At 58.2% G+C, this 20,408-nt stretch carries 22 protein-coding genes; 17 read left to right on the forward strand and 5 right to left on the reverse strand.

What is annotated here, in order from left to right; all coding sequences use genetic code 11:
• Positions 1-70 precede the first annotated feature (70 nt).
• The gene (locus K9B32_RS19940) at positions 71-1,165 is read right to left on the reverse strand and encodes a spermidine/putrescine ABC transporter substrate-binding protein (RefSeq protein ID WP_224565293.1); all 1,095 of its coding nucleotides are present in this window, start codon (positions 1,163-1,165) and stop codon (positions 71-73) included.
• A gap of 118 nt (positions 1,166-1,283) precedes the next feature.
• On the opposite strand from K9B32_RS19940, the gene K9B32_RS19945 reads away from it, so the two are divergent.
• The 4 genes from K9B32_RS19945 (at position 1,284) to K9B32_RS19960 (ending at position 4,050) form a co-directional block, all read left to right on the forward strand.
• Positions 1,284-1,910: a TetR/AcrR family transcriptional regulator gene (locus K9B32_RS19945; RefSeq protein ID WP_224565295.1), complete on the forward strand. Its 627-nt coding sequence runs from the start codon at positions 1,284-1,286 to the stop codon at positions 1,908-1,910.
• A gap of 15 nt (positions 1,911-1,925) precedes the next feature.
• Positions 1,926-2,318, forward strand: a complete 393-nt coding sequence (locus tag K9B32_RS19950) for a YybH family protein (RefSeq protein WP_007801511.1) — start codon at positions 1,926-1,928, stop codon at positions 2,316-2,318.
• An 86-nt stretch (positions 2,319-2,404) separates the two neighbouring features.
• The gene (speB, locus tag K9B32_RS19955; protein ID WP_224565297.1) at positions 2,405-3,454 is read left to right on the forward strand and encodes an agmatinase; all 1,050 of its coding nucleotides are present in this window, start codon (positions 2,405-2,407) and stop codon (positions 3,452-3,454) included.
• Positions 3,455-3,792: 338 nt separating this feature from the next.
• The gene (locus K9B32_RS19960) at positions 3,793-4,050 is read left to right on the forward strand and encodes a glycine zipper domain-containing protein (protein ID WP_007801507.1); all 258 of its coding nucleotides are present in this window, start codon (positions 3,793-3,795) and stop codon (positions 4,048-4,050) included.
• Between the two features lie 245 nt (positions 4,051-4,295).
• Here K9B32_RS19960 and K9B32_RS19965 read toward each other — a convergent pair whose 3' ends face one another.
• Positions 4,296-5,447, reverse strand: a complete 1,152-nt coding sequence (locus K9B32_RS19965) for an alpha/beta hydrolase (RefSeq protein ID WP_224565299.1) — start codon at positions 5,445-5,447, stop codon at positions 4,296-4,298.
• A gap of 711 nt (positions 5,448-6,158) precedes the next feature.
• Here K9B32_RS19965 and K9B32_RS19970 point away from each other — a divergent pair.
• The 4 genes from K9B32_RS19970 to K9B32_RS19985 all read left to right on the forward strand — a co-directional run bounded on the left by K9B32_RS19970 (position 6,159) and on the right by K9B32_RS19985 (position 10,648).
• On the forward strand, positions 6,159-6,656 hold the full coding sequence (locus tag K9B32_RS19970; protein WP_224565409.1) for a DUF1269 domain-containing protein: 498 nt from the start codon (positions 6,159-6,161) through the stop codon (positions 6,654-6,656).
• A gap of 184 nt (positions 6,657-6,840) precedes the next feature.
• Positions 6,841-7,860 (forward strand): AI-2E family transporter, encoded by a 1,020-nt coding sequence (locus K9B32_RS19975; RefSeq protein WP_224565301.1) that lies wholly within the window; start codon positions 6,841-6,843, stop codon positions 7,858-7,860.
• A gap of 787 nt (positions 7,861-8,647) precedes the next feature.
• Positions 8,648-9,559 (forward strand): helix-turn-helix domain-containing protein, encoded by a 912-nt coding sequence (locus K9B32_RS19980; RefSeq protein ID WP_224565303.1) that lies wholly within the window; start codon positions 8,648-8,650, stop codon positions 9,557-9,559.
• 216 nt (positions 9,560-9,775) lie between these two features.
• Complete coding sequence (locus K9B32_RS19985; RefSeq protein WP_224565305.1) at positions 9,776-10,648, forward strand: LssY C-terminal domain-containing protein; 873 nt, start codon at positions 9,776-9,778, stop codon at positions 10,646-10,648.
• 552 nt (positions 10,649-11,200) lie between these two features.
• On the opposite strand, the gene gltS is transcribed toward K9B32_RS19985, so the two are convergent.
• Positions 11,201-12,406 carry a sodium/glutamate symporter gene (gltS, locus tag K9B32_RS19990; RefSeq protein ID WP_224565307.1) on the reverse strand — a complete coding sequence of 402 codons (1,206 nt, stop codon included), beginning with the start codon at positions 12,404-12,406 and terminating at the stop codon, positions 11,201-11,203.
• 218 nt (positions 12,407-12,624) lie between these two features.
• Between gltS and K9B32_RS19995 the strand changes: the two genes are divergently transcribed.
• The 3 genes from K9B32_RS19995 to K9B32_RS20005 all read left to right on the forward strand — a co-directional run bounded on the left by K9B32_RS19995 (position 12,625) and on the right by K9B32_RS20005 (position 14,292).
• Entirely contained in the window at positions 12,625-12,954 is a 330-nt protein-coding gene (locus K9B32_RS19995) for a hypothetical protein (protein ID WP_224565309.1), read from the forward strand.
• Positions 12,951-13,268, forward strand: a complete 318-nt coding sequence (locus tag K9B32_RS20000) for a hypothetical protein (protein WP_224565311.1) — start codon at positions 12,951-12,953, stop codon at positions 13,266-13,268. The genes K9B32_RS19995 and K9B32_RS20000 overlap by 4 nt, the downstream gene beginning before the upstream one ends.
• 262 nt (positions 13,269-13,530) lie before the next feature.
• Positions 13,531-14,292 (forward strand): DUF4239 domain-containing protein, encoded by a 762-nt coding sequence (locus tag K9B32_RS20005; protein ID WP_224565313.1) that lies wholly within the window; start codon positions 13,531-13,533, stop codon positions 14,290-14,292.
• 36 nt (positions 14,293-14,328) lie between these two features.
• On the opposite strand, the gene K9B32_RS20010 is transcribed toward K9B32_RS20005, so the two are convergent.
• Positions 14,329-14,526, reverse strand: coding sequence for a hypothetical protein (locus tag K9B32_RS20010; protein ID WP_224565315.1), 198 nt, complete (start codon positions 14,524-14,526; stop codon positions 14,329-14,331).
• A gap of 482 nt (positions 14,527-15,008) precedes the next feature.
• Here K9B32_RS20010 and K9B32_RS20015 point away from each other — a divergent pair, with 482 nt between their 5' ends.
• The 6 genes from K9B32_RS20015 to K9B32_RS20040 all read left to right on the forward strand — a co-directional run bounded on the left by K9B32_RS20015 (position 15,009) and on the right by K9B32_RS20040 (position 19,774).
• Complete coding sequence (locus tag K9B32_RS20015) at positions 15,009-15,452, forward strand: helix-turn-helix domain-containing protein (protein WP_224565316.1); 444 nt, start codon at positions 15,009-15,011, stop codon at positions 15,450-15,452.
• A 3-nt stretch (positions 15,453-15,455) separates the two neighbouring features.
• Positions 15,456-17,291 carry a peptide antibiotic resistance protein gene (locus K9B32_RS20020; RefSeq protein ID WP_224565318.1) on the forward strand — a complete coding sequence of 612 codons (1,836 nt, stop codon included), beginning with the start codon at positions 15,456-15,458 and terminating at the stop codon, positions 17,289-17,291.
• Positions 17,292-17,311: 20 nt separating this feature from the next.
• A complete protein-coding gene (locus K9B32_RS20025) occupies positions 17,312-17,539 on the forward strand; it encodes a hypothetical protein (protein ID WP_224565320.1) in 228 nt (75 codons plus the stop codon).
• A 25-nt stretch (positions 17,540-17,564) separates the two neighbouring features.
• On the forward strand, positions 17,565-18,716 hold the full coding sequence (locus K9B32_RS20030) for a YcaO-like family protein (protein ID WP_224565411.1): 1,152 nt from the start codon (positions 17,565-17,567) through the stop codon (positions 18,714-18,716).
• Positions 18,713-19,414 (forward strand): TfuA-like protein, encoded by a 702-nt coding sequence (locus tag K9B32_RS20035; RefSeq protein ID WP_224565322.1) that lies wholly within the window; start codon positions 18,713-18,715, stop codon positions 19,412-19,414. Before K9B32_RS20030 ends, K9B32_RS20035 begins: the two co-directional genes overlap by 4 nt.
• A gap of 108 nt (positions 19,415-19,522) precedes the next feature.
• Positions 19,523-19,774 (forward strand): hypothetical protein, encoded by a 252-nt coding sequence (locus K9B32_RS20040; protein ID WP_224565324.1) that lies wholly within the window; start codon positions 19,523-19,525, stop codon positions 19,772-19,774.
• Between the two features lie 44 nt (positions 19,775-19,818).
• On the opposite strand, the gene K9B32_RS20045 is transcribed toward K9B32_RS20040, so the two are convergent.
• Positions 19,819-20,265, reverse strand: a complete 447-nt coding sequence (locus tag K9B32_RS20045) for a GNAT family N-acetyltransferase (RefSeq protein WP_224565326.1) — start codon at positions 20,263-20,265, stop codon at positions 19,819-19,821.
• Positions 20,266-20,408 lie beyond the last annotated feature (143 nt).

Raw genomic sequence — 20,408 nt, forward strand, 5'->3', positions numbered from 1 at the left:
CTCCGAATGCCCTCTCCCGACAATGAGGGGAGAGGGATGTGATGATGGCATGACGGAAGAGACGAAGCCGTCAGTTCTGCAGCATCTCGGTCCAGGCGTCCTGCATCTTCGCATCCAGTTCCGCGCTTGGGATCGGATAAAGTTGCGTGCGCTTGAGATAGTCAGCCTGCTCGTTCCAGCGCAAAGCGGTCTTCTGTTCGCCGGTCAGATGCTCGCCGGCCTTGGCGTTCGCCGGCATCGCCCAGTAGCAGGAAGACGTCGCAAGCCGCGCCTGCCCTTCGGGGCTGACGATGTATTGCACGAACTTCAAAGCAAGATCCTTTTTCGTGGAATCCTTCATCACGCCGATCGATTGCGCCCAGCGCACTGCGCCCTGTTCCGGAATGGTCCAGTCGAGGTTCGGCTTGTCCTTCACCAGTCCAGCCGTCAGCCATTCCCCGCCGCCGAAGACAATATCGACCTCACCTGTCGCAAGCGCCGTCTGCGACGAGACAACGTCGCTGACCTGCTTCGCGTTGGCCTTAAGAGCGAACAGTTTGTCCTTGATCGCCGGCAGATCGGCATCCGTCAGGCTTGCCGTCGCTTTGCCGAGATCGATCCCGGTCAAACCGATCATCGGCAGATAGTAGTCATAGACGGCGATTCGGCCCTTGTATTTCTCCGACCAGAGCTTCGACATGTCCTTCATGTCGGCCGGATCGACCTTCGTCTTGTCGTAGGAAACGGTATTGTACCCGAACTTCTCGGTGACGGCGTAGGTCTTGCCGTCGCGTGTATTGTTGGCCTCCATGCGCACTTCCGGGAAGATATCCGCGTTCGGGAGCGCATCGGCTGGCATCTCCGCAAGGAGGTCCTTGTCGACAGCGCGCTGCACGTCGACGCCATCGATAACAAGAACGTCCCAATCTCCCGGACGCGACTGATCGATGATGGAGAGCCCGGCACCGGTGCCCTCGTATTCCTTCAAGTTGACCTTGACGTTGTTCGCCTTCTCGAAAGGTTCAATCAATGCCGGATCGGTGTGGTCGCACCAGACAAGCGCGTTCAACTCTTCCTGCGCCTGGACTGGCGCAGAAGTAAGTGCAGCAGTCGCGGCAGCAAGCGCCAATGTCGCGGCGGAGGTCCAAAATCTGCGCGCAGATATGCCTTCAATGAAATCAGTCATGATGTTGCCCTCTGGTCGGTGACGCTCGTTCCGGCGTCTTCATGAAAAAAGATTGAATGAGTTCATTTTTTAAGTCAATATGATTTTTGAGGGCATTCATTATTTGAGAGAGTGAGACATGACGGGACTGCGCGCCAAGCAGAAAGCCGATCGCAATCGTCGCATATTGGAGGCGGCGGCGAGCCTGTTTCGCGAGGTTGGCTATGACAGTGCTCGGATCGAGGACATAGCAGAGCGCGCGGAGGTATCGGTCGGCACGTTCTACAACTACTATGAAAACAAGGGAGACATTCTCGTCGCCACGGTGTCCATGGAAGTTGAAGAGGTCCTGGAATCGGGCAAGGCAATCGTCGAAAATCCACCGCCAACGACATTGGAAGCACTCCAGGTGCTTATCGATCAATATTTCGATCACTCGCTGGTCTATCTGAGCAAGGAGATGTGGCGCACTGCCATGGCGACGTCCATCCAACAGCCAGAAAGCCCGTTCAGTCGCCGATACACCGAATTCGACGGGCGTCTTTGCGATCAGGTTTCGATGCTGGTCCAGAAACTGCAGCTTCGCGGTGCCGTCATGCCGGGGATCGACGCGGCGGCAGTGGGCCAGATGGTCTTTAACAATCTCAACATGATGTTCCTTGAGTTCGTCAAAGATGAAGCGATGACACTTGAGCTACTCAAGGAGCGTGTGGCGCGGCAGAACAGGCCGCTTGCCGTTTTGATCAGCAGCCCAAAAACTCAATAACAGGGAACATAAGGGATGGAACATCAGCAATATGCCGTGCTTGCGGCGGCAGACCGCCTCGTCGAGGCCTTTGGCCGGCACGATCGCGACAGCTATTTCTCGGCATTCGCGCCCAACGCCACCTTCATATTTCACAATCTTGACCGCCGGCTCGCCACGCGCGCCGAGTACGAGGCCGAATGGGCCCTCTGGGAGACGCGCGACGGCTTTCGCGTCAGCGCTTGCCGCTCGAGCGACAGAGATATTCAGATCGCCGGCCCCATCGCCATATTCACCCATTCCGTCGAGACCGACCTAAGCTTCAACGGCGAACCCTCGACGAGCATCGAGCGCGAGACCATCGTTTTCGAGAAGCAGCCAACCGGTGAGTGGCTGGCCATCCACGAGCACCTCTCGCCACGGTCTTGAGAGCAGCCGATCAGGTGCCGCCCTTCACGAGAAGAGCTGCACCTGTCAGTGATATTGTCGAGCAATTTGGGATGAAGGACAGGACGATGGCGGAGTTGAAGAAGCATCTAGAGGATCTGCGGAAGAAGTTTGCAGACAGCGCGGAGTTCTTCGACCCGCGCTTCCGGCGCGTGGCCGAAAAAATCTTCAGGGGCGGCACCCGTGCCGCGCCCTATTCCGGCATTTCGACCTTCGCAGGCTTGCCCTACAAGGAGGTCAATTTCGCCACGCCCGATTTCGGCGACCTGCAAGTTGCGGCAGTCGGCATCCCGATGGATCTCGGCGTCAGCAATCGGCCGGGCTCGCGATTTGGACCGAGGGCCGTGCGCAGCATCGAGCGGATCGGCCCCTACAATCACGCCCTCGACTGTGCTCCGGCCTACGATCTCAGGGCAGCCGATATCGGTGATATTCCGTTTGGCAGTCGCTACCGCCTGGAGCAATGCCACGACAATATCGAGGTGGCGATCCGAAAGATCGTAGAGGCCGGTGTCATTCCGCTCTCCATCGGCGGCGACCACTCCATAACCCATCCAATCCTCAAAGCGGTCGGCGCCAAAGAGCCCGTCGGTCTGATCCATATCGACGCCCATTGTGATACCGGTGGTCCATTCGACCAGACCAAATTCCATCACGGCGGTCCGATGCGCAACGCTGTGCTCGACGGCGTTCTCGATCCGACCCGTACGATCCAGATCGGAATTAGAGGTCCTTCCGAATATCTCTGGGAGTTCTCCTACGAATCCGGGATGACGGTCATCCATGCCGAGGAAATCAACGGGATGGGCATCCCCGCAATCATCGCGAAAGCGCGGCAGATCGTCGGCGATGGCCCCACCTACCTGTCCTTCGATATTGACAGTCTCGATCCGGTCTTTGCGCCCGGCACCGGAACGCCCGAGATCGGCGGCCTGACCACCCGGGAGGCACTGGAACTCTTGCGCGGTCTGAAGGGTCTCAACTTCGTCGGCGGCGATGTCGTCGAGGTCGCCCCGCAGTATGACAGCACCACCAACACCGCGCAGGCGGGCGCTCAGGTGCTGTTCGAGATCCTGAGCCTTCTGGTCTACAGCCCGGCAGTGACGGGCCGTAAGTAGGCGCCATCGTTGAGCCACTGGCAGTTTTGTCCGAGCCTTGGCTATTTTCACGCCTCTGAGCCGGCGCGCATCACGCCGCCTCTTGCGGTGACGCTCATCCAGGAAGGCCTGAGCTTTGCTCGTTCCGGCTGCAGCAGGTCGCCTGCGACAAAAAGCAGGTTCATGCTGGCGGCTGACTGGTTTAGCGCTGTGATCGTCCAAGAGATTTGAACTCAAAGCTTGGTTTTGGGATTCTGTGCCGATCACAGACACTCTTCCGCGACACTATAGTCCGAATGACGCATTTAGGCTGATGCCGCGATCTTCGGTGCTAGATGAACCTCACAAAGGGGCGAGTGATGAAGAGATTGCTGATGTGTTCGCTGGCGGGTCTGGCGCTTGCAAGTTGCACGCCGACACAGCAGGGTGCCGGTATAGGTGCCGCAACGGGTGCGGTGGTTGGTGGCGCCGTGACGAATAACGTGCGTGGCGCGGCCGTTGGCGCTGCGATCGGGGGAGCCTCCGGTGCTGTGATCGGTAACGTGGCCGGTCGTCCGGGACAATGCGAGTTCCAGGATCGCAACGGTCGGCGCTACATCGCCGCCTGCCCGCGCTGACGGGTGACGAACATGCAACCGCCGTCCGGCCAATTCGCACGAGCGGGCTATACACCAGAGCATTGCGAGGCGCGCTTGGTGTGTTGTTTCTAAAACAGCAACGGGCAAAGCTGTGCGCTCTCACTTACCCTACTCCATTCTTCCGCTCTAGCCCCGATACGGCTTCTGTCAGCCTGATCGCCAGCAAATGCGCCCCGTCGACAAGGCGAAATCCAGACTTCGTCGCTTGCCCTCCCGTATCTCCGCTATTGTCCTGCGGAGGCCTGCGCGAGCCCACTCAGAACACGGCTTGGGAGAAAGATCACCAGGGATGCGGCACCCTCTACCACCGATGCGCCGTTAGCGAGCATTGTCTGGCCGACCGGCCCCTGGTCCTCTCTAACAACGCTGCGCATCAGGGCATCGTTGTTGACGATCTCCATCAGTGTCGGTGAGCTCGCAAAGACGTTGTGGCGACCGCCATCGATATTGGAGACATCGATGACTGCGATCTCTCTCTTCTGAAGGATAGCGACCTCGGAGCCGCTGCCGACACGGGGGTGGCCGCCCGCCAGTCGCCGGGAAAACCCGAGTGCGCGGTCGCGCTGCGAAACAATGATTGTGAACGGTCGCGGGATATCGCCAATATCGTCAAGCTGGCTCAGGAAGACGTCGACGTCGATATCAGGTGCGGCAAGAACGACGCCACCCAAACGCTTCAGGATGCTGGTGTGTCCTCTCAGGGCCAGATCGCGCAAGGCTTCGGTGACGACGTAGGCGCCCATCGAATGGCCGACCACGACTATTCTCGTGGCGTTGGTCTCCGCCGCGATCTCGATTGTCTCGGCAAGTCCTCGCCGACCGATCAGGGCACTGTCGCGGTCGAAGACGTAAAGAGGGATAGAGGCTCCGGATGGCCAGGCGTAATGCAGCGAGACCGACTTGATGTTGTAGTCGTAGGTGATCTGAGCATTGCGGAAGACGCTGTCTGCGAAATTGTTGTTGTAACCGTGGACGAAGATGAAGATCTCGCGATCTTCGGGCGCGCGCTGGGCCAGCGCGGTGTTCAGCTTCCGGGTGAACTCTTGTCGCCCGGCGACCGGTTGGTAGGTTCGTGCCGAAAAATGCCGGCTGGGATCGGGAACCCGCCCGCTTGTCTCGACGCGGCCAGGAACGTGGTTCCTTGGAATTCCAATATCGAGTTTCGCAAAATTCAGCGTCTGCGACCGCTCAGCGGAATAAGGCAGGGAAAGATCGTCGGATCGCGCGCGCGTGGTCGCGACATAGATCGGAATGGTTGCCCGTGGTTCCGATCCCGATGATGATGCAATGGGAAGGCCAAGAACCGCGCGTGGCCCACCACAGCCGACAAGCGCCAATAACATGATCACGATGACGGACAACCGCATTGACGACATGGCCCAGTTTAATTCTCTGGCAAGCTGTTCAATCTGTCGAACAACGAAGACAATCGATTAAGATCACTCCTGCGGCTGCACGCATGAGGCGATCCACTTCAAGGTTCTAAGCGATGAGCAGCGGGCGTTGTAGATGAATTCCGGGTGTCCTTGCTCAAATCAGAGTTGCGTGTCGTTCAGGTGACAAACCGGCGGCGTTTCAATCTCGCACAAATCGGGTTCCCTTCCACGAGAGACTGCCAAATCTGGACTGCGGGCATGGTTGCGGGATTTTATGCTGATCACTTCGCTTCTTGAACCGCTCTATAGTCGGAGCGCAGTACCGCCTCCTCGGGTTCGGAAGGACTGCGCAAGCTGAGCAGGGCATTTAAGGGAGCATCATCACTTGAGTTCTTACCCAGGACTTCTACCTTTCGCGTTGACCACCGAGACAGATGGATCGACGAATGAAAGGGGCATTTTTTCGCGGCCACGACATCTTGGCGATACCGTTTCAGCCGGGTTGCATTTTTTGTCATCGATAAGCTTGGCTGCATCAAGCACGCGAAGTGCCGCGTGCGATCGTAAAAGATGGGTTTATCCCATTGACTCCATCTCACGTTTTTCAACTTCCCGCGCATGGCGGGAAGGCGTCGTGTCGGTGAAGCATTGGGGGGGAATGACCGGCGTTTCCGATTTGGTGCAAGCACATCCAGTAAAGGAGAATTGATCATGTCTACTTTGATTGCAATTGTTTATCCGAGTGAAGCCAAAGCCGAGGACGTGCGTCAACGTTTGTTCGAGATGCAGAAGGAATACCTGATCAAGGTCGGGGATGCCGTCATCGCGACGAAGAACGACAGCGGCAAGATCAAACTCAATCAGCTGGTCAACACCACGGTTGCCGGCGCAGCATCGGGCAGCTTTTGGGGTTTGCTGATCGGTGTTCTATTTCTCAATCCGCTTCTGGGTGTGGCGGTGGGCACGGCATCCGGCGCCATCGGCGGCGCTCTGACCGACGTTGGTATCAACGATGCTTTCATGAAGGAGCTCGCCGCCAATCTTGATCCGGGCAAGGCCGCCTTGTTCGTGCTGATCCAGGAGATGACAGCGGACAAGGTCTTGAAGGAGATATCAGCCTTTGGCGGCGTCGTGCTCAAGACCTCTCTCGATGAAACAAAAGAGCAGGTCTTGCGCGACGCATTGCAAAAGGCGGCCGCTGCCAGCTAGTTTACAATGATCAAGCATGTCGGGCAGTGCGCGCATTTGGCCAGAAGGCCGGCGGGTGCGCGCCAAAATGATGGGCCCGGCCTGGGGAATTCTCACGCGATGCCACTCCCCGTCAGTTCTGACGGAGGCTGGAAGATAGAACACCATTCCAGGGGCAAGTATGCAGGAAGCAGGCGGCAATCGCATGATCGGTTCAGTTGCAACCGGTATCCTTGTGCTTGCTTTGCTTTATGTCGCGCAATCGATCTTCGCGCCGCTCATCTTTTCCTTGTTTGTCATCGCGCTCGTCTGGCCGTGTCAGGCCGCGTTGCAGCGCTTTCTTCCAAAGCTTCTTGCACTCCTGATCACGCTGAGCGTCACCATGGTCGCCATTGTCGTCATCGGGTCATCGATTGCCTGGGGGTTTGGTAAGCTCGCGCAATGGCTCTTCGTCAATGCCGACCGTTTCCAGGCTGTTTATGTTGACTGGACAAACTGGCTGGAAGAGCACGGCCTGGCAGTCGCGGGTCCCTTGGCCGACCGCTTCGATGTTGCCTGGCTGGTTGGTTTTGTCCAGGGAATGGCTGGGCGGTTAAACAGCTTTGCCGGTTTCGCGGTTCTGGTCTTCATCTTCATCATGCTAGGCCTGCTCGAAGTGGAAGACTTCAATGCGCGTCTCGTCGCCCCCGCAGCACAACCTTACGGAATGCGCATCTTGGCGGCCAATCGAGTGCTTGGCGCAAAATTGCGCCGCTTCATGATCGTTCGCACCTTCGCGAGTATCCTCACCGGGTTGGTGGTCTGGCTCTTTGCGCTGGCTGCGGGGCTAGAACTTGCCGCAGCCTGGGGAGCGATCGCGTTCGCGCTCAACTACATCCCTTTTCTCGGGCCCTTTGTCGCAACCGCGCTTCCGACGCTGTTTGCCATCGCCCAATTCGAAGCATGGCAAACGGCGGTCGTCATTTTCGCCAGCCTCAACTTTATCCAATTCATCATCGGCAGCTATCTGGAGCCCCGATTGACCGGGGCGTCGCTGGCAATATCCCCATTTTCCGTAATTTTTTCGGTGTTTTTCTGGAGCTTCATGTGGGGCATTTCGGGTGCCTTCATCGGCGTGCCCATCCTTATCGCGTTCATTGTGTATTGCGCCGGTACGCCGTCTGGAATGTGGATTGCAACGCTGCTCTCGGGCAGTTCCAAGGCTGACGCCGATCGCGGGTCGTGAAGCAGGCTCAGCAGCCAAGGACGGTGTACAGGGTACAGAACGACACTAAGACCACCGTATAGCGACCTCGTTGACCGATCGTGCATCTGACGGTTGAGGAAATTGGTCGAAAGGGCTAAATTGCGACTGGGAGGAACAACGAGTGCCCAGGCAGCTTGCCGAGATATACCGAAACAAGCGCTGGAGATTCCGCATCCGCCGTGTGAACGGTTGTCCCCCTGAACCGCAGAAATCAGTTCGCTTGCATCATTCAGACGTCGCGCTGCCTCGCTCCTGGGCCCAAGAGGAAAGTACGAATGAACTGCACATTTTTTTCTGTCGATCCAAGCAGCCTTTCCATCGCGGCATACCCGGCGCACAGCATCACGCTCCAAAGGATCCTCTCCATTTCGAGCGGTGGCATTCCGCACAGTTCCGCGACATCCGAGGGCACTGCCTGCCGGGAACGCTTTCGCACTATGTCGGGCGTGGCAGGCGGCGATCACGGCCGCACTATGTCTGCTGGGCGAGCCACAGATAACTGCACCGCCTTGCCTATGGCCAAAAAACAGATGACGTGAAGATGATGGAAGGCGTCACGAACCATGCCAGGTTACCCGAGCGCGTGCCGGACCGCGAGAGCTTTGCGGGCCTGGATTGCGGGGCCGTTGAGGCAATCTCAGTAGACGGGAGGGCATCGTCCTTGCCTTCCTTTGAATTTTCGACCGCCGGCCTGCCGCGAGCCGATCAGTTTGCAACATGGCACAACAGTTTCGCGCCCATGCTCGAACTTTCTGATATCGACCCCATGACTGCAAATTTCAGCGGTCGGCAAAAGCTTTGGGATCTCGGCAGTCTTGTCCTTGCCGAAATCAGTACGGACCGCCTCGCGTTTTCGAGCCTGCCGGGACATGTTCGGCGCGATCCCGTCGATCACTGGACGATGACCGTCCTGCTGTCCGGACAGACCCGCACTGATGCGGTAAAAACCGCGTTTACCGCGGGTCCGGGTGAGGTTCAGATCCACTCACTCGGCCGCTCCTTCGACGGCGTCGTTGATAGGAGCGAGATGCTCATGCTGTTTGTGCCGCGTGATCTTTCCCTCGAGACATCGGCCACACTCGGCTCGGCGGAGTTTTCGACGCTTGGGACAGGCATGGGGCGGCTGTTTTCGGATTATCTGGTTGACGTCGCCAATCGCCTGCCGATGCTCGCTCAAGCCGATCTGCCCGGGCTAGCGGCAGCCACACGCGCAATGATCCTTGCCTGCGTGCAGCCATCTGCGGACCATATCGAGGCGGCCGAAGGACCGATTGCCAACGTGCTCCTCGAAAGGGCACGCCAACTGGTGCACAGCCGGTTGCTCGACCCCCAACTCGGGAGTGAGTTGGTGCGGCGGGAACTCGGCATCTCGCGCACGCGGCTCTACAACCTGTTCGAGCCCTTCGGTGGGGTAATGCACTACATTCAGCACCGTCGACTGCTCAGTGCCTACGCCGCGTTGACCGACCCCAATGATCGGCGCCTCATATTCCAGATCGCCGAAGAGCGGGGGTTCAGCGACGGCGCAGAGTTTGGCCGTGCGTTCAAGCGAGCATTCGGCTACAGCCCGAGCGAGGTGAGGAACCGAGGAGGCGGTGGCATCCCAGCTCGCTCGGACCTTGAGGATTGCCCATCGGAAGAGCGACTTGGCGTGCTTCTCAGGAGACTGCAAGGGTAAGCTAAAAGGCCCAGGAAGCGATCCATCAGGCCAATTTGCGGCGTTATGGAGCAAGTGCCACATGGTCCCGCTCGCGTGTGGTGGAGGCTCGCTCGAGATGGCCCACAATGAGCGACGGCGGCGCTATCATTTGCATCTTCTCGGGTGCTAAAATCCCGGTGACGAACAGCGAGGGCGACTGCCAGCCCATCAGACGCCAGACGAGGAGACTGTGTCTTGAGATTGCTGACGCGCCTTTTCCGGAGGTTTCTGGTTTTCTGTCTGGGTGTACTCAGCGTTTGGCTGATCGTCTTCGTTGTTTTCGATACTGCGGACCACAGGTTTCCATGGCTCGTTGCGGTGTGCCTCACTTATGGCCTGGCTGCTTACGTCATTCTTCCGAACGTCGTCCGACTGTCTCTGAAGGTTCTTCATCGGGGGCTGATCCCCAGATACACGATCACGGCTGATGGCCTGCCCGGCGATCCTATAAATTTCGTCCTCGTCGGCAATCTTCAACAGCTCCGTGAGGCCTTTGCAACGGCGGGCTGGTCCACGGCCGACCATTTGGGGATCGCAAGCTCGTTGCGAATGATACGCGCTTTCCTGATGAACTCTGCCTATCCCACCGCACCTTTCAGCACCTTCTATCTCTTTGGACGACGGCAGGACATAGGATTCCAGGAGCCCATCGACGATAGCCCCCGCAAGCGCCATCACATCCGTTTCTGGGCCCTTAGTCTTGCCCATTCCGAGGACGACATGAGCGCGGCGAGCTTCTGGTTGAATACCGACAGCCCATCGCCCGAGGAGCGGGTCCTATGGGTTGGGGCCGGCACCAGAGATACCGGGCTTTCTCTGACTTGGCTGACATTCCAAGTCACACATAAGACCGATTCCGATACGAACGCCGAGCGCGACTACATAGTCAATGAACTGAGGGCAAAGCAAGTAATCGGGGAGGTCGCGCGGCACCAATCTGGCTCACGTTTGAACACCGGAAAGGTCAACCATTACATTACCGATGGCGAGATCGCGTTTGCCAGCTTGACTGTCAGTGCCACGGGTGCCGGTCACGCCGGTGCCGTTATCGGGCCGGATGCACCCTGATCCGGCAAACCAGACCGAATGAGTTCAAAGTGCCGAGCGCTCTTGATCAAGAGAAAGACCGAGTTCCTGCCAGTCTAAGAGACTGACAGCCAGCGTGCAACGCGCCGAGCTAAATCGCTCGCGACGGTTTGTGGCACATGCTCCATGGTCCGCATTGTTGCGCTTTCCACAGCAGCGGAGTGCACGTCTGCAATGGGCCGACAGCGGTCATCATCACTGCGGGCCGGTAGGAGTCATCAACCAGCGACTTGATTGACTACCACCGAATTGGTGGCATTTGCTACATAACCATTCGCGGGTCGGGGTCCCGCCTGCGGCGGATAGAAACGGTGTGCTAGAGTGGGCGCTGGAGAGGAGAGGCCGTCGGAATTTTGGTGGTGTCTAACCCCGTCACATAACGTATGTCCATACGAGGAGAATTACCGTCGACGCGTCCTCACCAATCTCGAGCGAAGAGCAAAATCGTTCGGGTATACCCTACAGCCCGCGCCAACATCCGGCTGAATGTTTCTTTAGGAATGCCGCCAATTTGCGACCAATGAGAGCGCAAACTCACCGAACAAGAAAGCCAAGAACCGCTGCGTTCGCCAGATCGATAAAGAATGCCGAAACGAGCGGCAGGATGATGAATGCGATCGTTGCCGCCCCATGGATTTTGGTTACGGCGGTCATATTTGCGATCGCTGTGGGAGTAGCGCCGAGCGAGACTCCGCAAAAACCCGCAGAAATCACGGCGGCTTCATAGTTGCGCCCCATTGCCGGGAACACGACGAACAGGATGTAGACTACGGCGACGATCGTCTGGATCGCGAGCACTATGACGAGCGCGAGACCAAGCCCACTCAGGCCCCACAACTGCATGCTCATCAACGACATGGCTAGAAACACGTTCAACGAGAGATCGGATATGAGCGAGAGCGCGCGGGTGCGCGTCGGCCAAGGCAGGTTCGGCGCCACGAACGGGACCGTATTCGTCATCACGATTGCGACCAGCAGGCAGACGACGAACAGCGGAAGATTGATGCCGGCGTCGACGATGATCTCATGCAAGGCATAGCCGATGAGGATAGCAAGATTGGTTACAAGCAGGGTTCGCAACAGACTGACGTAACTGACGTCATCGTGATGGCTGCTTGTTGCTGCGCGTGACACACCTATCGTCAGCTCCTCGTTTGCGCGAGCGCTCAAGCGATGGCGTTTGATCAGGTACTGTGCGATCGGCCCCCCGATCAGGCTGGCGATGACGAGGCCAAGTGTTGCGCTGGCAATGCCAACCTCGAGCGCGTTCGTAAGACCGAAACGGTTGGTTATGAGCGGAGCCCAGGCAATGGTCGTACCATGTCCGCCGATCAGGGACGTCGATCCGAGCAATATTGCAGTGCCTGGCGGAAGACCGAGGACGTTGCTGGTGCCGATGGCCACAAGATTCTGGATGACCAGGAAGACCAGCGTTATGCCGAGAAGGATGAGGAAGGGCTTTCCCCCTGCCGCCAGATCGGACAGCCTGGCATTCAGCCCGACACCCGTGAAGAAGTAGAGAAGCAGCATGTCCCGCGCGGCCAGCGTGAAACTGATCTCGACGCCAAAGAACTCATAGGCGATGAGCGTCGCAAGCGCCGCCAGAAGGCCCCCAGTGACCGCTTCCGGAATGCTCCAGTGGACAAGGATTGGGATTAAACGGTTGAGATTGGCGCCAGCGAAGAATACGAGAATTGCGATGGTAAGGGATAGTAGTCCCGGGACCTGTATCACCGACATGTGTCACCCCTGCTGACGCCGCGACCCTTGCCACGTTTGCGGTTGTAGTCGCCACTTTGACACGCGACATGCGGTTGAGCCAGCGCAAACAGCTTGCGCTTGTCACCCGTGACCTTCCACCAGCCCGTCATGCGGCTGTGGTTTAAATCCCTAGGCGGATTTTGGCCGGCGGCCGCCCGGCCAGTCTTTTGACGCATCGATCATGGAGAGTATTCCGATTGGCAGGTGCCGATGAAGCAGCCAACGTCGGTCCTGATCCAGAAGGTTTTTCCACTGATGACTGGTTGCTGGCGCGCTTTCGATCGCTCCAGTCGGATGAGGTAACGCGTACGCACAACTCGACGCGCTGGTGCACTCTGCCAGCAGATGCTGAAGAATGTCTAAAAGAAAGTGACATGAGCACCGAAACAATCACGATCAAGAGCCGCAGTGATTTTGCGTGGTGGGCGATGCTGAGCGGTCGACCTCTCAAGGCACCTGCCCCACACGTCGGGAACAAACTTGGGCACAATTCATTTCTCTTCCAGCAGAGAGGAGAAACGACATGACGTATGACCCCAATGACCCCATCCGCAACCCCAATGATCCCATCCGCAACCCCAGTACAGAACCTGACCTGCGCACCCCCCCACGCCGTGGCTCGAGCACGTGGATTGGATGGGTTGCCGCGATCGCGCTGATACTTGTCGCGGCGTTTGCGATTACGGAATGGTTTGGCCGGCCAGGTACCGACCCCAACCCGACCGCTTCGACGACTGAATCTCAGCCGATGAAGCCGCCGGTGGTACCGGCTGCACCGTCCAGCGAGCCGGCAACGCCAGCCCCGGCCACCCCTTCGACGGGCGGCACGACACAGCAGTAAGCATATTTTAAAGCGGGAGCCTCCCTCTGGGGAGGCTCCCGTATGTTTGTCGCGCTTTGGCTCGCTCCCTCTCCGAAGCCTTCGGACTTGCAGCGGATTATGAAGGATAGGCCGCTGACGGTCTCAGTCAGCGGGGCGACGGGACGCGAATATAGAGCGAGTTTGTTCAGCATTGCCCGCAGGCAAGGCCCAATGGCGACGAGCGAGCTTGACGAAATCCAATCATTTCAGTTCGATGGCGCCGAAACAGGCGAACTCCATCATGACAGCTCTTGAAACTGGATGCATTATCGCACTGCTGCTGGGATGGGCGGCGTTGCTTGGCACGCGGATCAGCCGACGCCTGCCTGGTCATCACCTGTCCCCAGACTCCAAGGAAGCCATCAAGCTCGCCACCGCAGTCGTCGGCACTCTTTCAGCACTCGCGCTCGGCTTTCTGGTTGCGTCCGCCAAGACGGCCTTCGACGATGCCGAAACCGAGCTGAAGACATCGGCCGCTCGCCTCGTTCTCCTTGACCGAGTACTGGCACAGTACGGCCCTGAGACGGCTCAGGCACGCAAAAGGCTTGCCGATCTCGTCGAGACGCGCATCAACCAGAGCTGGGGAGGCGCTGCCGGCGAGGCCATCGGGACGAGAGCGGGGGATGATCTCGGCGTTGAACCGGTCCAGACGATATTGCGGGCGCTGACGCCCGAGGACGATGTACACCGTCAGCTCAAGACACGTGCGCTGGACATCAGCGGTGCTATCGCAGAGGCGCATTGGCTGGTTCTCGAGACGGGCAACGAGGGGCTGCCGACGGCCTTCCTAGTCGTACTGACATTCTGGCTGATTGTGATCTTTCTCACGTTCGGCCTTTTGTCGCCTTATAACGGCACCGTTATATCGATCATTGTTGTCTGCGCGGTGTCCGTCGGAGGTGCGGTCTTCATCGTCAACGATATGGCTCACCCTTACGGCGGTCTGATTTTCGTGTCGGATGAACCTCTGCGTATCGCTTTATCCCGTATGGGGCGCGGTTGAACGCCCCTGAGGAATCGGACGCAGCGCGGACGTGGATCAGTGCGTTGCCGTGCGCTTCCTGGAGGCAGCAAGAATATAGTCGTCCGCAATATCCGCGATTGCCATGGCGATTTCGGTCGACGTGAAGCCGACGAGTTTTTCGCCTTGGATGATCAGGTATACGGCTTCCTCAATTTTTTCCCGGCAGGCGGAAAGACTGTCGGCGTGGCTGATGATGATAGGACGTAATTCCATGGCCCTTGTCTCCGGTCGATACGGCACACGTTCTTGATGTGCGTTGAATGCTGATGTTGGTTAAGCAGCGCACCAATCCGTGACAACCGAGACGCTGTCGAATGACACCCCACCCATCGATCAGTTCAGCGAAAAGGCATTGCGGACCCTAGTCTCCGCGGGAGCTAGGGTCGCCAAGGCTTCAACTTAACCGTGCCTCGAACATAGTCACTGAAATTGGGAAAGGCTTGTGAAATCGACGTGACACCACCATGAATGGAACAGTCAAAATATATACCGCCCAAGGTCGGTAATCTGATCGGGCGATATTGCCGTCTCAACGCATCAGTTTTGGCTGCATTTCGACAACACGCGTAAATTCGCAACATGATAGCAAAATATAGTCGCGCCTGTGATTAGTTTCTTGAAAAAATTTACTCTCGGTTGTATTTTGTGCGAAAGTCATCATATTGCTAGTCTGACACGAGGAAACGGGGGGCGCCATGAAGGCCAAGACTCCAAACGCTATTGATGCCTATGTGGGTGAGCGTGTCAGGTTAAGGCGAAAGCTACTTGGCATGAGCCAGGTTAGCCTGTCGGAATCGCTGGGCATTACGTTTCAACAACTCCAAAAGTACGAAAAAGGTGTCAACCGCATAGGAGCCAGCCGCCTGCAGCGGATTGCGGAGGTCCTTGGCGTACCCATTGGGTTCTTTTTCGACGAGGGGAAGTCGCAGGCCGCCGGCCTGCGTTTGAGCGCGGATACCGATGAAGTCGCGCATTTCATCGCTTCAAAAGAGGGACTGGCGCTGACACGGGCCTTCATTGCGATCGAAGATCCGAATATTCGTCGAAAGCTGCTTGCACTTGCACGGAGCCTCGGCTCCACGCAGTCGGTCGCGGATGAGTATGAGCGCTGGGATCATGCGGACGAAACACGAGGATAGCGGGTGCTGCATCTCCAAACATTTGGCGAACTGCGTCTGACGGACGAGGCAGGCAATGCCGTGGGATATCCCGCCAAGGCGCTGTTGACGATGGCGTATCTCTTCACATGTAAGGGCCACGCGCTCACTCGCCAGGAGGTAGCGGCGTTTCTCTGGTCGGAGGCCGAGCCTGATCAGGCCGGCCTCAATTTGCGAAAGCTGATTTCCCGCATTCGCCAGATCGATGACGGTGACACCGCGCCGCTGCAAATCACCGCGACGTCAGTGGCGCTGCGCGCGCACCGCCTCACCGTCGATGTGCAGATATTGGATAAACCGGGGCCGGCAGTGAACGGGCTGAAAGCGTGCAGCGATCTGCTTCAGCGCGATTTTGCAGGCAATGTCCGATCAGTAAGCAAGGCGATCGACAGTTGGATCGCACGGGAGCAGCGAAGCCATAGGGTCAAGTTGCGCCAGATACTCATCGAGGCTGCGCAATCTGCACAGTGTGCAGATGACTACCGAACCGTGTCCGGCGCGGCGCTGCTGCTTCTCGAGCAGGATCCGACTGATGAGCCGGTTCGGGCGATGCTCCGCGGGCTGCCGGGCTTTGCCGGCCCGGGCGTACTGCTTGCGAGCGAAGGCGAGACAGCAAACTATGTGGTCCCGGCGGAGGCACGGAGCGCAAGCCGCCGCGAGCCGGAGCAGCGGCCTGCTTCGACCCTGCCGCGACTGGTCTTGCTTCCTCCGACCTCACAAAGCGGTGTTGTGGGGCTGTCGCTTGCCGCCGCGCTGATAGAGGATGTCACGATCGAGCTATGTGCTCTCAGGAACGTTTCCATCGTTGCGCCGCACACCGCAGAGCAAATCCGGCGGGACTCTGACAAAGCGGCTGCTATTGCCCGCCACTCGATCTCCTATCTCCTCGACACGAGACTTTCAGGCGAAGGCCTGTACGCGCAGCTCGTCTACTTCCCGACCGACGAAATCATCTGGGCGACGCGCTTTCCCATGACCGCGGCAACACTGCCGACCCAGCGGCGACTGATTGCTCTAAACCTCTCATCATCTGTCGTGGATGAGCTTGCCAGGAGGGAGAAAGCCCGGCTCAGCCTGGAGGCCAACCCGCAAGCTTATCATTCCTATCTTGTGGGTGCGAGCCTGATGGGCAAGCTGACCCTGCCGCACATTCGTAGGGCGAGAGCCGCCTTCAAGGAGGCGTTGAAATACAATCACGATTTTTCGCCCGCGTTTACCGGCCTGGCACGGACCTATACCAGCGAGTGGCTGGTGACCGCGCAAGGCAACGCGGAATTATTGGATCTTGCTGAGCAGAACGCATTGAAGGCAATAGAGCGGGACGAGGTTTTCGCCGGCGGCCACCGTGAACTCGGCGTGACAAAACTCTATCTTGGCGACGTCGATCAGAGCGTGGCAGCGCTCAGTCACGCGGAGGAATTGAGCCCGCATTTCGCCGACGTGATCTACAGCCACGCCGACACACTGGTGCATGCCTCACGTCCCAAGGAAGCGCTGGCAAAGATCCAGAAGGCGATGTCACTCAATCCTATCTCGCCGGACAGCTATCTTTGGTGTGCCGCAGGCGCCAGCTACTTCCTTGAGCAGTACAACGACGCCATTGCCTATGTTGAAGCCATGAAGGACAAGGCGCCGGCTTACCGTATTGCGGCTGCGAGTTGCGCCATGATCGGCGACCGCAGGCGGGCACAGTTCTATCGGCAGCGTGCGGAAACGCTGAACCCGGTCTTCGATGTGGAAAAATGGCTCTCCCTCATCCCCATGAAGGAGCAATGGCACAAGGATCTCTACAGAGAGGGGCTTTTGAAAGCTGGATTTTGACACCAACGAAAGGAAACATCATGTCAAGGGCAGTTGTATTTGGCATTGCAGGGGATGCGAAACTTTGGATTGCCGACCTCGATGCGGGGACCGTCAAGGAACTCACGCCAACCGGTGAATTGGCGAAGGTCGTGGACCTGCGCAAGGCGGGTGCCACCCTCGTCAAAAAGGTGGACTTCGCGGTTGCGGTCTCTACAGCGAAGGCGGCGTTCTCCGGTCACTTCGAGCCGCACCCTGACCGCCATTGAGCTGGCTGCCTATTGCGATCGAACGATCCCACCCTCTGAAACCCTTGCCCGCACCGGGCCCTTGCTGGCGGATTTCGGTATAACGCGGGTGGCTCGGCATACGGGCCTGGACAACATCGGCATACCGGTGTGGTGTGCTTACGTGCCAAATGGGCGGTCGATCGTAATCGCTCAGGGCAAGGGATTGACCGATGACGATGCCAAGGCTTCGGCCGTCATGGAGGCGTTGGAGCGTGTTGTTGCCAACAGACCGGCCGTTCCAACGTTGCGCACGTCGGCTCAGGATCTTCATGCGGCGGGCTTGTCGTTCGATACGCTCTCCTGCCTGATCGGCCACCAGGAGGAGGACATCCGGCCGGACGAGCAGATCGACTGGGCGCGCGGCAGGGAGCTGCTGACGGATCGGGAGATTTATGTCCCATTCGAGGCGGCGCTTTTGGACAGGACGCGACGCAACCGCTTCTGGATGTCTTCTGACGGTCTTGCCTCCGGCAACACGCAGGAGGAGGCAATCCTGCATGGGGTGCTTGAGCGTATTGAACGCGATGCCTATTGTCTTTGGCAGATCGGCAGCGAAGAGGATCGGCTTGACCGCTGTATCGATCCGCTGGGCCTCAGCGATCCGGTGGTGGACGAACTTGTTCGAAAGATCGAGGCGGCAGGGCTCGCCGTGCGCCTGTTCGACATGACAAGTGATATCGCTGTCCCCTGCTTTACCGCCATCCTCGGGCCTGCGAAGCGAGGCAAGGAAATCATCCGCTTTGTCGAAGTGACTGGAGGCAGCGGCGCGCATCTTTCACCTTTCCGGGCGGCCATACGGGCAATAACCGAGGCCGTTCAATCCAGGGTCACCTATATCAGCGGCGCACGCGACGACTTATCACCGGAAGCGTTTGAGTGGCCTGTGCCCGCAGAGACCTTGCGCGCCCTCGATGCCATGCCGGTTACTCGTACCAAAAACGTGCCCTCGCAGCGGCACGGGGTCAGATCGCACCTGGCGGAGGTCCTCGATGCGTTACGTGACCGACAGATCACATCCGTCATCGCGCTGCCACTCAGCGATCCGCGGCTTCCCTTTCACGTTGTCAAAATATTCGTTCCGAATCTTGAAAATCCCGAAGGCGCGCGGGCGCGTCGTTTTGGCGCTCGCGCGGTTGCAAAGGCGGTGTTCTCATGAAGGTCGTCTTTGTCGGGCCAAGCCTCCCGGATGCCGCCCTCTTTGTCGGGAAAGAGGTCACCATATGCCCGCCTGCCGTTCAAGGCGACGTCTTGGCCGCCGTACGGAGGGGCGCCCGTGTAATTGGCGTCGTCGATGGCGGTTTCGAATACATCGCGTCGGTATGGCACAAGGAAATCCTTTATGCGCTTTCGCGGCAGGTTCGAGTGTTCGGCGCCGCAAGCATGGGCGCATTGCGGGCGGTTGAATGCGGGGTTTTCGGTATGGTCGGCATTGGCCGCATCTACAGCGAGTATGCGACAGCTGCGACAGTAGACGACTCAGATGTTGCGTTGCTGCATGGACCGGAAGAACTTGGATACAAGGCGCTGACTGTACCGCTGGTCAACGTCAGGGCGACTCTCGATGAGCTTGAGCGTCATCAGGTCTTGACGCGAGGGCTTTGCATGGCGCTTGAGGCGGCTGCGGCAAATTTGTTCTTCAAGATGCGGACATGGCGAGCAATCGTGGCAAATGTCGATGTTCCCGCAGCAGATAGGCAGCAATTGCTGTCGCTGCTTCGATCGAGCGAGGTCGATCAGAAGCGGGCAGACGCTCTCGCCCTGATCGAGGCCGTTCGGGCTGCGGATGATCACTCTCTGCCTGCTGAAGTTACATGGCAGTTCAATGAGACCTTTATTTTGCCGGAAAAGCTGTAATTTGTCGGCCAGCACATGAAATGCAACAATAAAGTGTGTCACGTGTTTTTCACGGGCCTTTTGCGCGTATGCTGAATATTCTCTCCCCCGTTCGAGGGGAGAACAAAAATGAGTGCAGCATCGGCGAACAGACCGATCGACCTGGGTAGCAGTGAGCGATCTTCCGACGATTTGGACGAACTCGTCGCACTGGCGCGCATGATCGCTTACGCAAAATACGCGGCCGAAGACGTCGACCTGGTGGGGGCGATGCACTGTCTTGGGATGGCGCTGAATGAAGTTCTGCGTGAAATTGGCGACGGTCCGCATGAGGGTTTGGCGGACGTGCTAGCGTCTAAAGGGGCGATCTGCCTGAACTGACATTATTGAGGGGACTGCGGGATAGGCCGGCGTCATGCGCCGGCCTATGTCAGTTTCTTGGAGTAGACACAGAGCTTTTCAGAATGCTGATAGTCATTGCTCTCATAGTAGTCCGCAACGCCGCCGGTACTGCGAGAGACGAGCCACACGTGCACGTATCCCATGATGCGCGCCTCCTCCTCCAATCGATTCAATAGGCACGAACCGATTCCTGAGCGCTGGTACTGTGGCCGTATTGCAATTTCCGCGACGTGAATCCCGCGACCCATCACAGACGTGTGCGGCAAGCCGAAGGCAAAGCCGACGGGCCCTTCTGCGTCGAACGCTGCCACGGCTAGGCACATGGGCGTCGTTGTCAGTTCGTCGATGCGGGAAATGGCGTTCTGAATGGACCATTCTTCGTGCCAAGGCGGCTTGGCGTAGGCTTGAACGATGATGTCAGCGCTCTGCAGCGCCTCGTCCCGGGTCATGCGTCTATAAATGATCGGCATTCACATCTCTGTCACCATAACAGCGCGTGACACGCGTCATGGTGCCTTCCTATTCATTCCACCCCGTGACGTTAAAGCACAGGCGCGGCGGGCCGTGTTGTGACTTCATCGTGACACGCGCGTTGCGCGCAGGCAGAGATTGA

Origin of the sequence: Rhizobium sp. 3T7, assembly GCF_020166565.1 — a bacterium.
Lineage (GTDB): Bacteria > Pseudomonadota > Alphaproteobacteria > Rhizobiales > Rhizobiaceae > Rhizobium.

Bases quoted from the DNA above. Each gene is read 5' to 3' on its own strand.
- K9B32_RS19960 (WP_007801507.1), top strand. From the start codon at position 3,793: ATGAAGAGATTGCTGATGTGTTCGCTGGCGGGTCTGGCGCTTGCAAGT.
- speB (WP_224565297.1), top strand. From the start codon at position 2,405: ATGGCGGAGTTGAAGAAGCATCTAGAGGATCTGCGGAAGAAGTTTGCA.
- K9B32_RS20010 (WP_224565315.1), bottom strand. From the start codon at position 14,526: ATGGAATTACGTCCTATCATCATCAGCCACGCCGACAGTCTTTCCGCC.
- K9B32_RS20015 (WP_224565316.1), top strand. From the start codon at position 15,009: ATGAAGGCCAAGACTCCAAACGCTATTGATGCCTATGTGGGTGAGCGT.
- K9B32_RS20040 (WP_224565324.1), top strand. From the start codon at position 19,523: ATGAGTGCAGCATCGGCGAACAGACCGATCGACCTGGGTAGCAGTGAG.
- K9B32_RS20045 (WP_224565326.1), bottom strand. From the start codon at position 20,265: ATGCCGATCATTTATAGACGCATGACCCGGGACGAGGCGCTGCAGAGC.
- K9B32_RS19980 (WP_224565303.1), top strand. From the start codon at position 8,648: ATGACTGCAAATTTCAGCGGTCGGCAAAAGCTTTGGGATCTCGGCAGT.
- K9B32_RS19965 (WP_224565299.1), bottom strand. From the start codon at position 5,447: ATGTCGTCAATGCGGTTGTCCGTCATCGTGATCATGTTATTGGCGCTT.
- K9B32_RS20035 (WP_224565322.1), top strand. From the start codon at position 18,713: ATGAAGGTCGTCTTTGTCGGGCCAAGCCTCCCGGATGCCGCCCTCTTT.
- K9B32_RS19975 (WP_224565301.1), top strand. From the start codon at position 6,841: ATGATCGGTTCAGTTGCAACCGGTATCCTTGTGCTTGCTTTGCTTTAT.
- K9B32_RS19940 (WP_224565293.1), bottom strand. From the start codon at position 1,165: ATGACTGATTTCATTGAAGGCATATCTGCGCGCAGATTTTGGACCTCC.
- K9B32_RS20005 (WP_224565313.1), top strand. From the start codon at position 13,531: ATGACAGCTCTTGAAACTGGATGCATTATCGCACTGCTGCTGGGATGG.
- K9B32_RS20000 (WP_224565311.1), top strand. From the start codon at position 12,951: ATGACGTATGACCCCAATGACCCCATCCGCAACCCCAATGATCCCATC.
- K9B32_RS19970 (WP_224565409.1), top strand. From the start codon at position 6,159: ATGTCTACTTTGATTGCAATTGTTTATCCGAGTGAAGCCAAAGCCGAG.
- gltS (WP_224565307.1), bottom strand. From the start codon at position 12,406: ATGTCGGTGATACAGGTCCCGGGACTACTATCCCTTACCATCGCAATT.
- K9B32_RS19950 (WP_007801511.1), top strand. From the start codon at position 1,926: ATGGAACATCAGCAATATGCCGTGCTTGCGGCGGCAGACCGCCTCGTC.
- K9B32_RS20025 (WP_224565320.1), top strand. From the start codon at position 17,312: ATGTCAAGGGCAGTTGTATTTGGCATTGCAGGGGATGCGAAACTTTGG.
- K9B32_RS19945 (WP_224565295.1), top strand. From the start codon at position 1,284: ATGACGGGACTGCGCGCCAAGCAGAAAGCCGATCGCAATCGTCGCATA.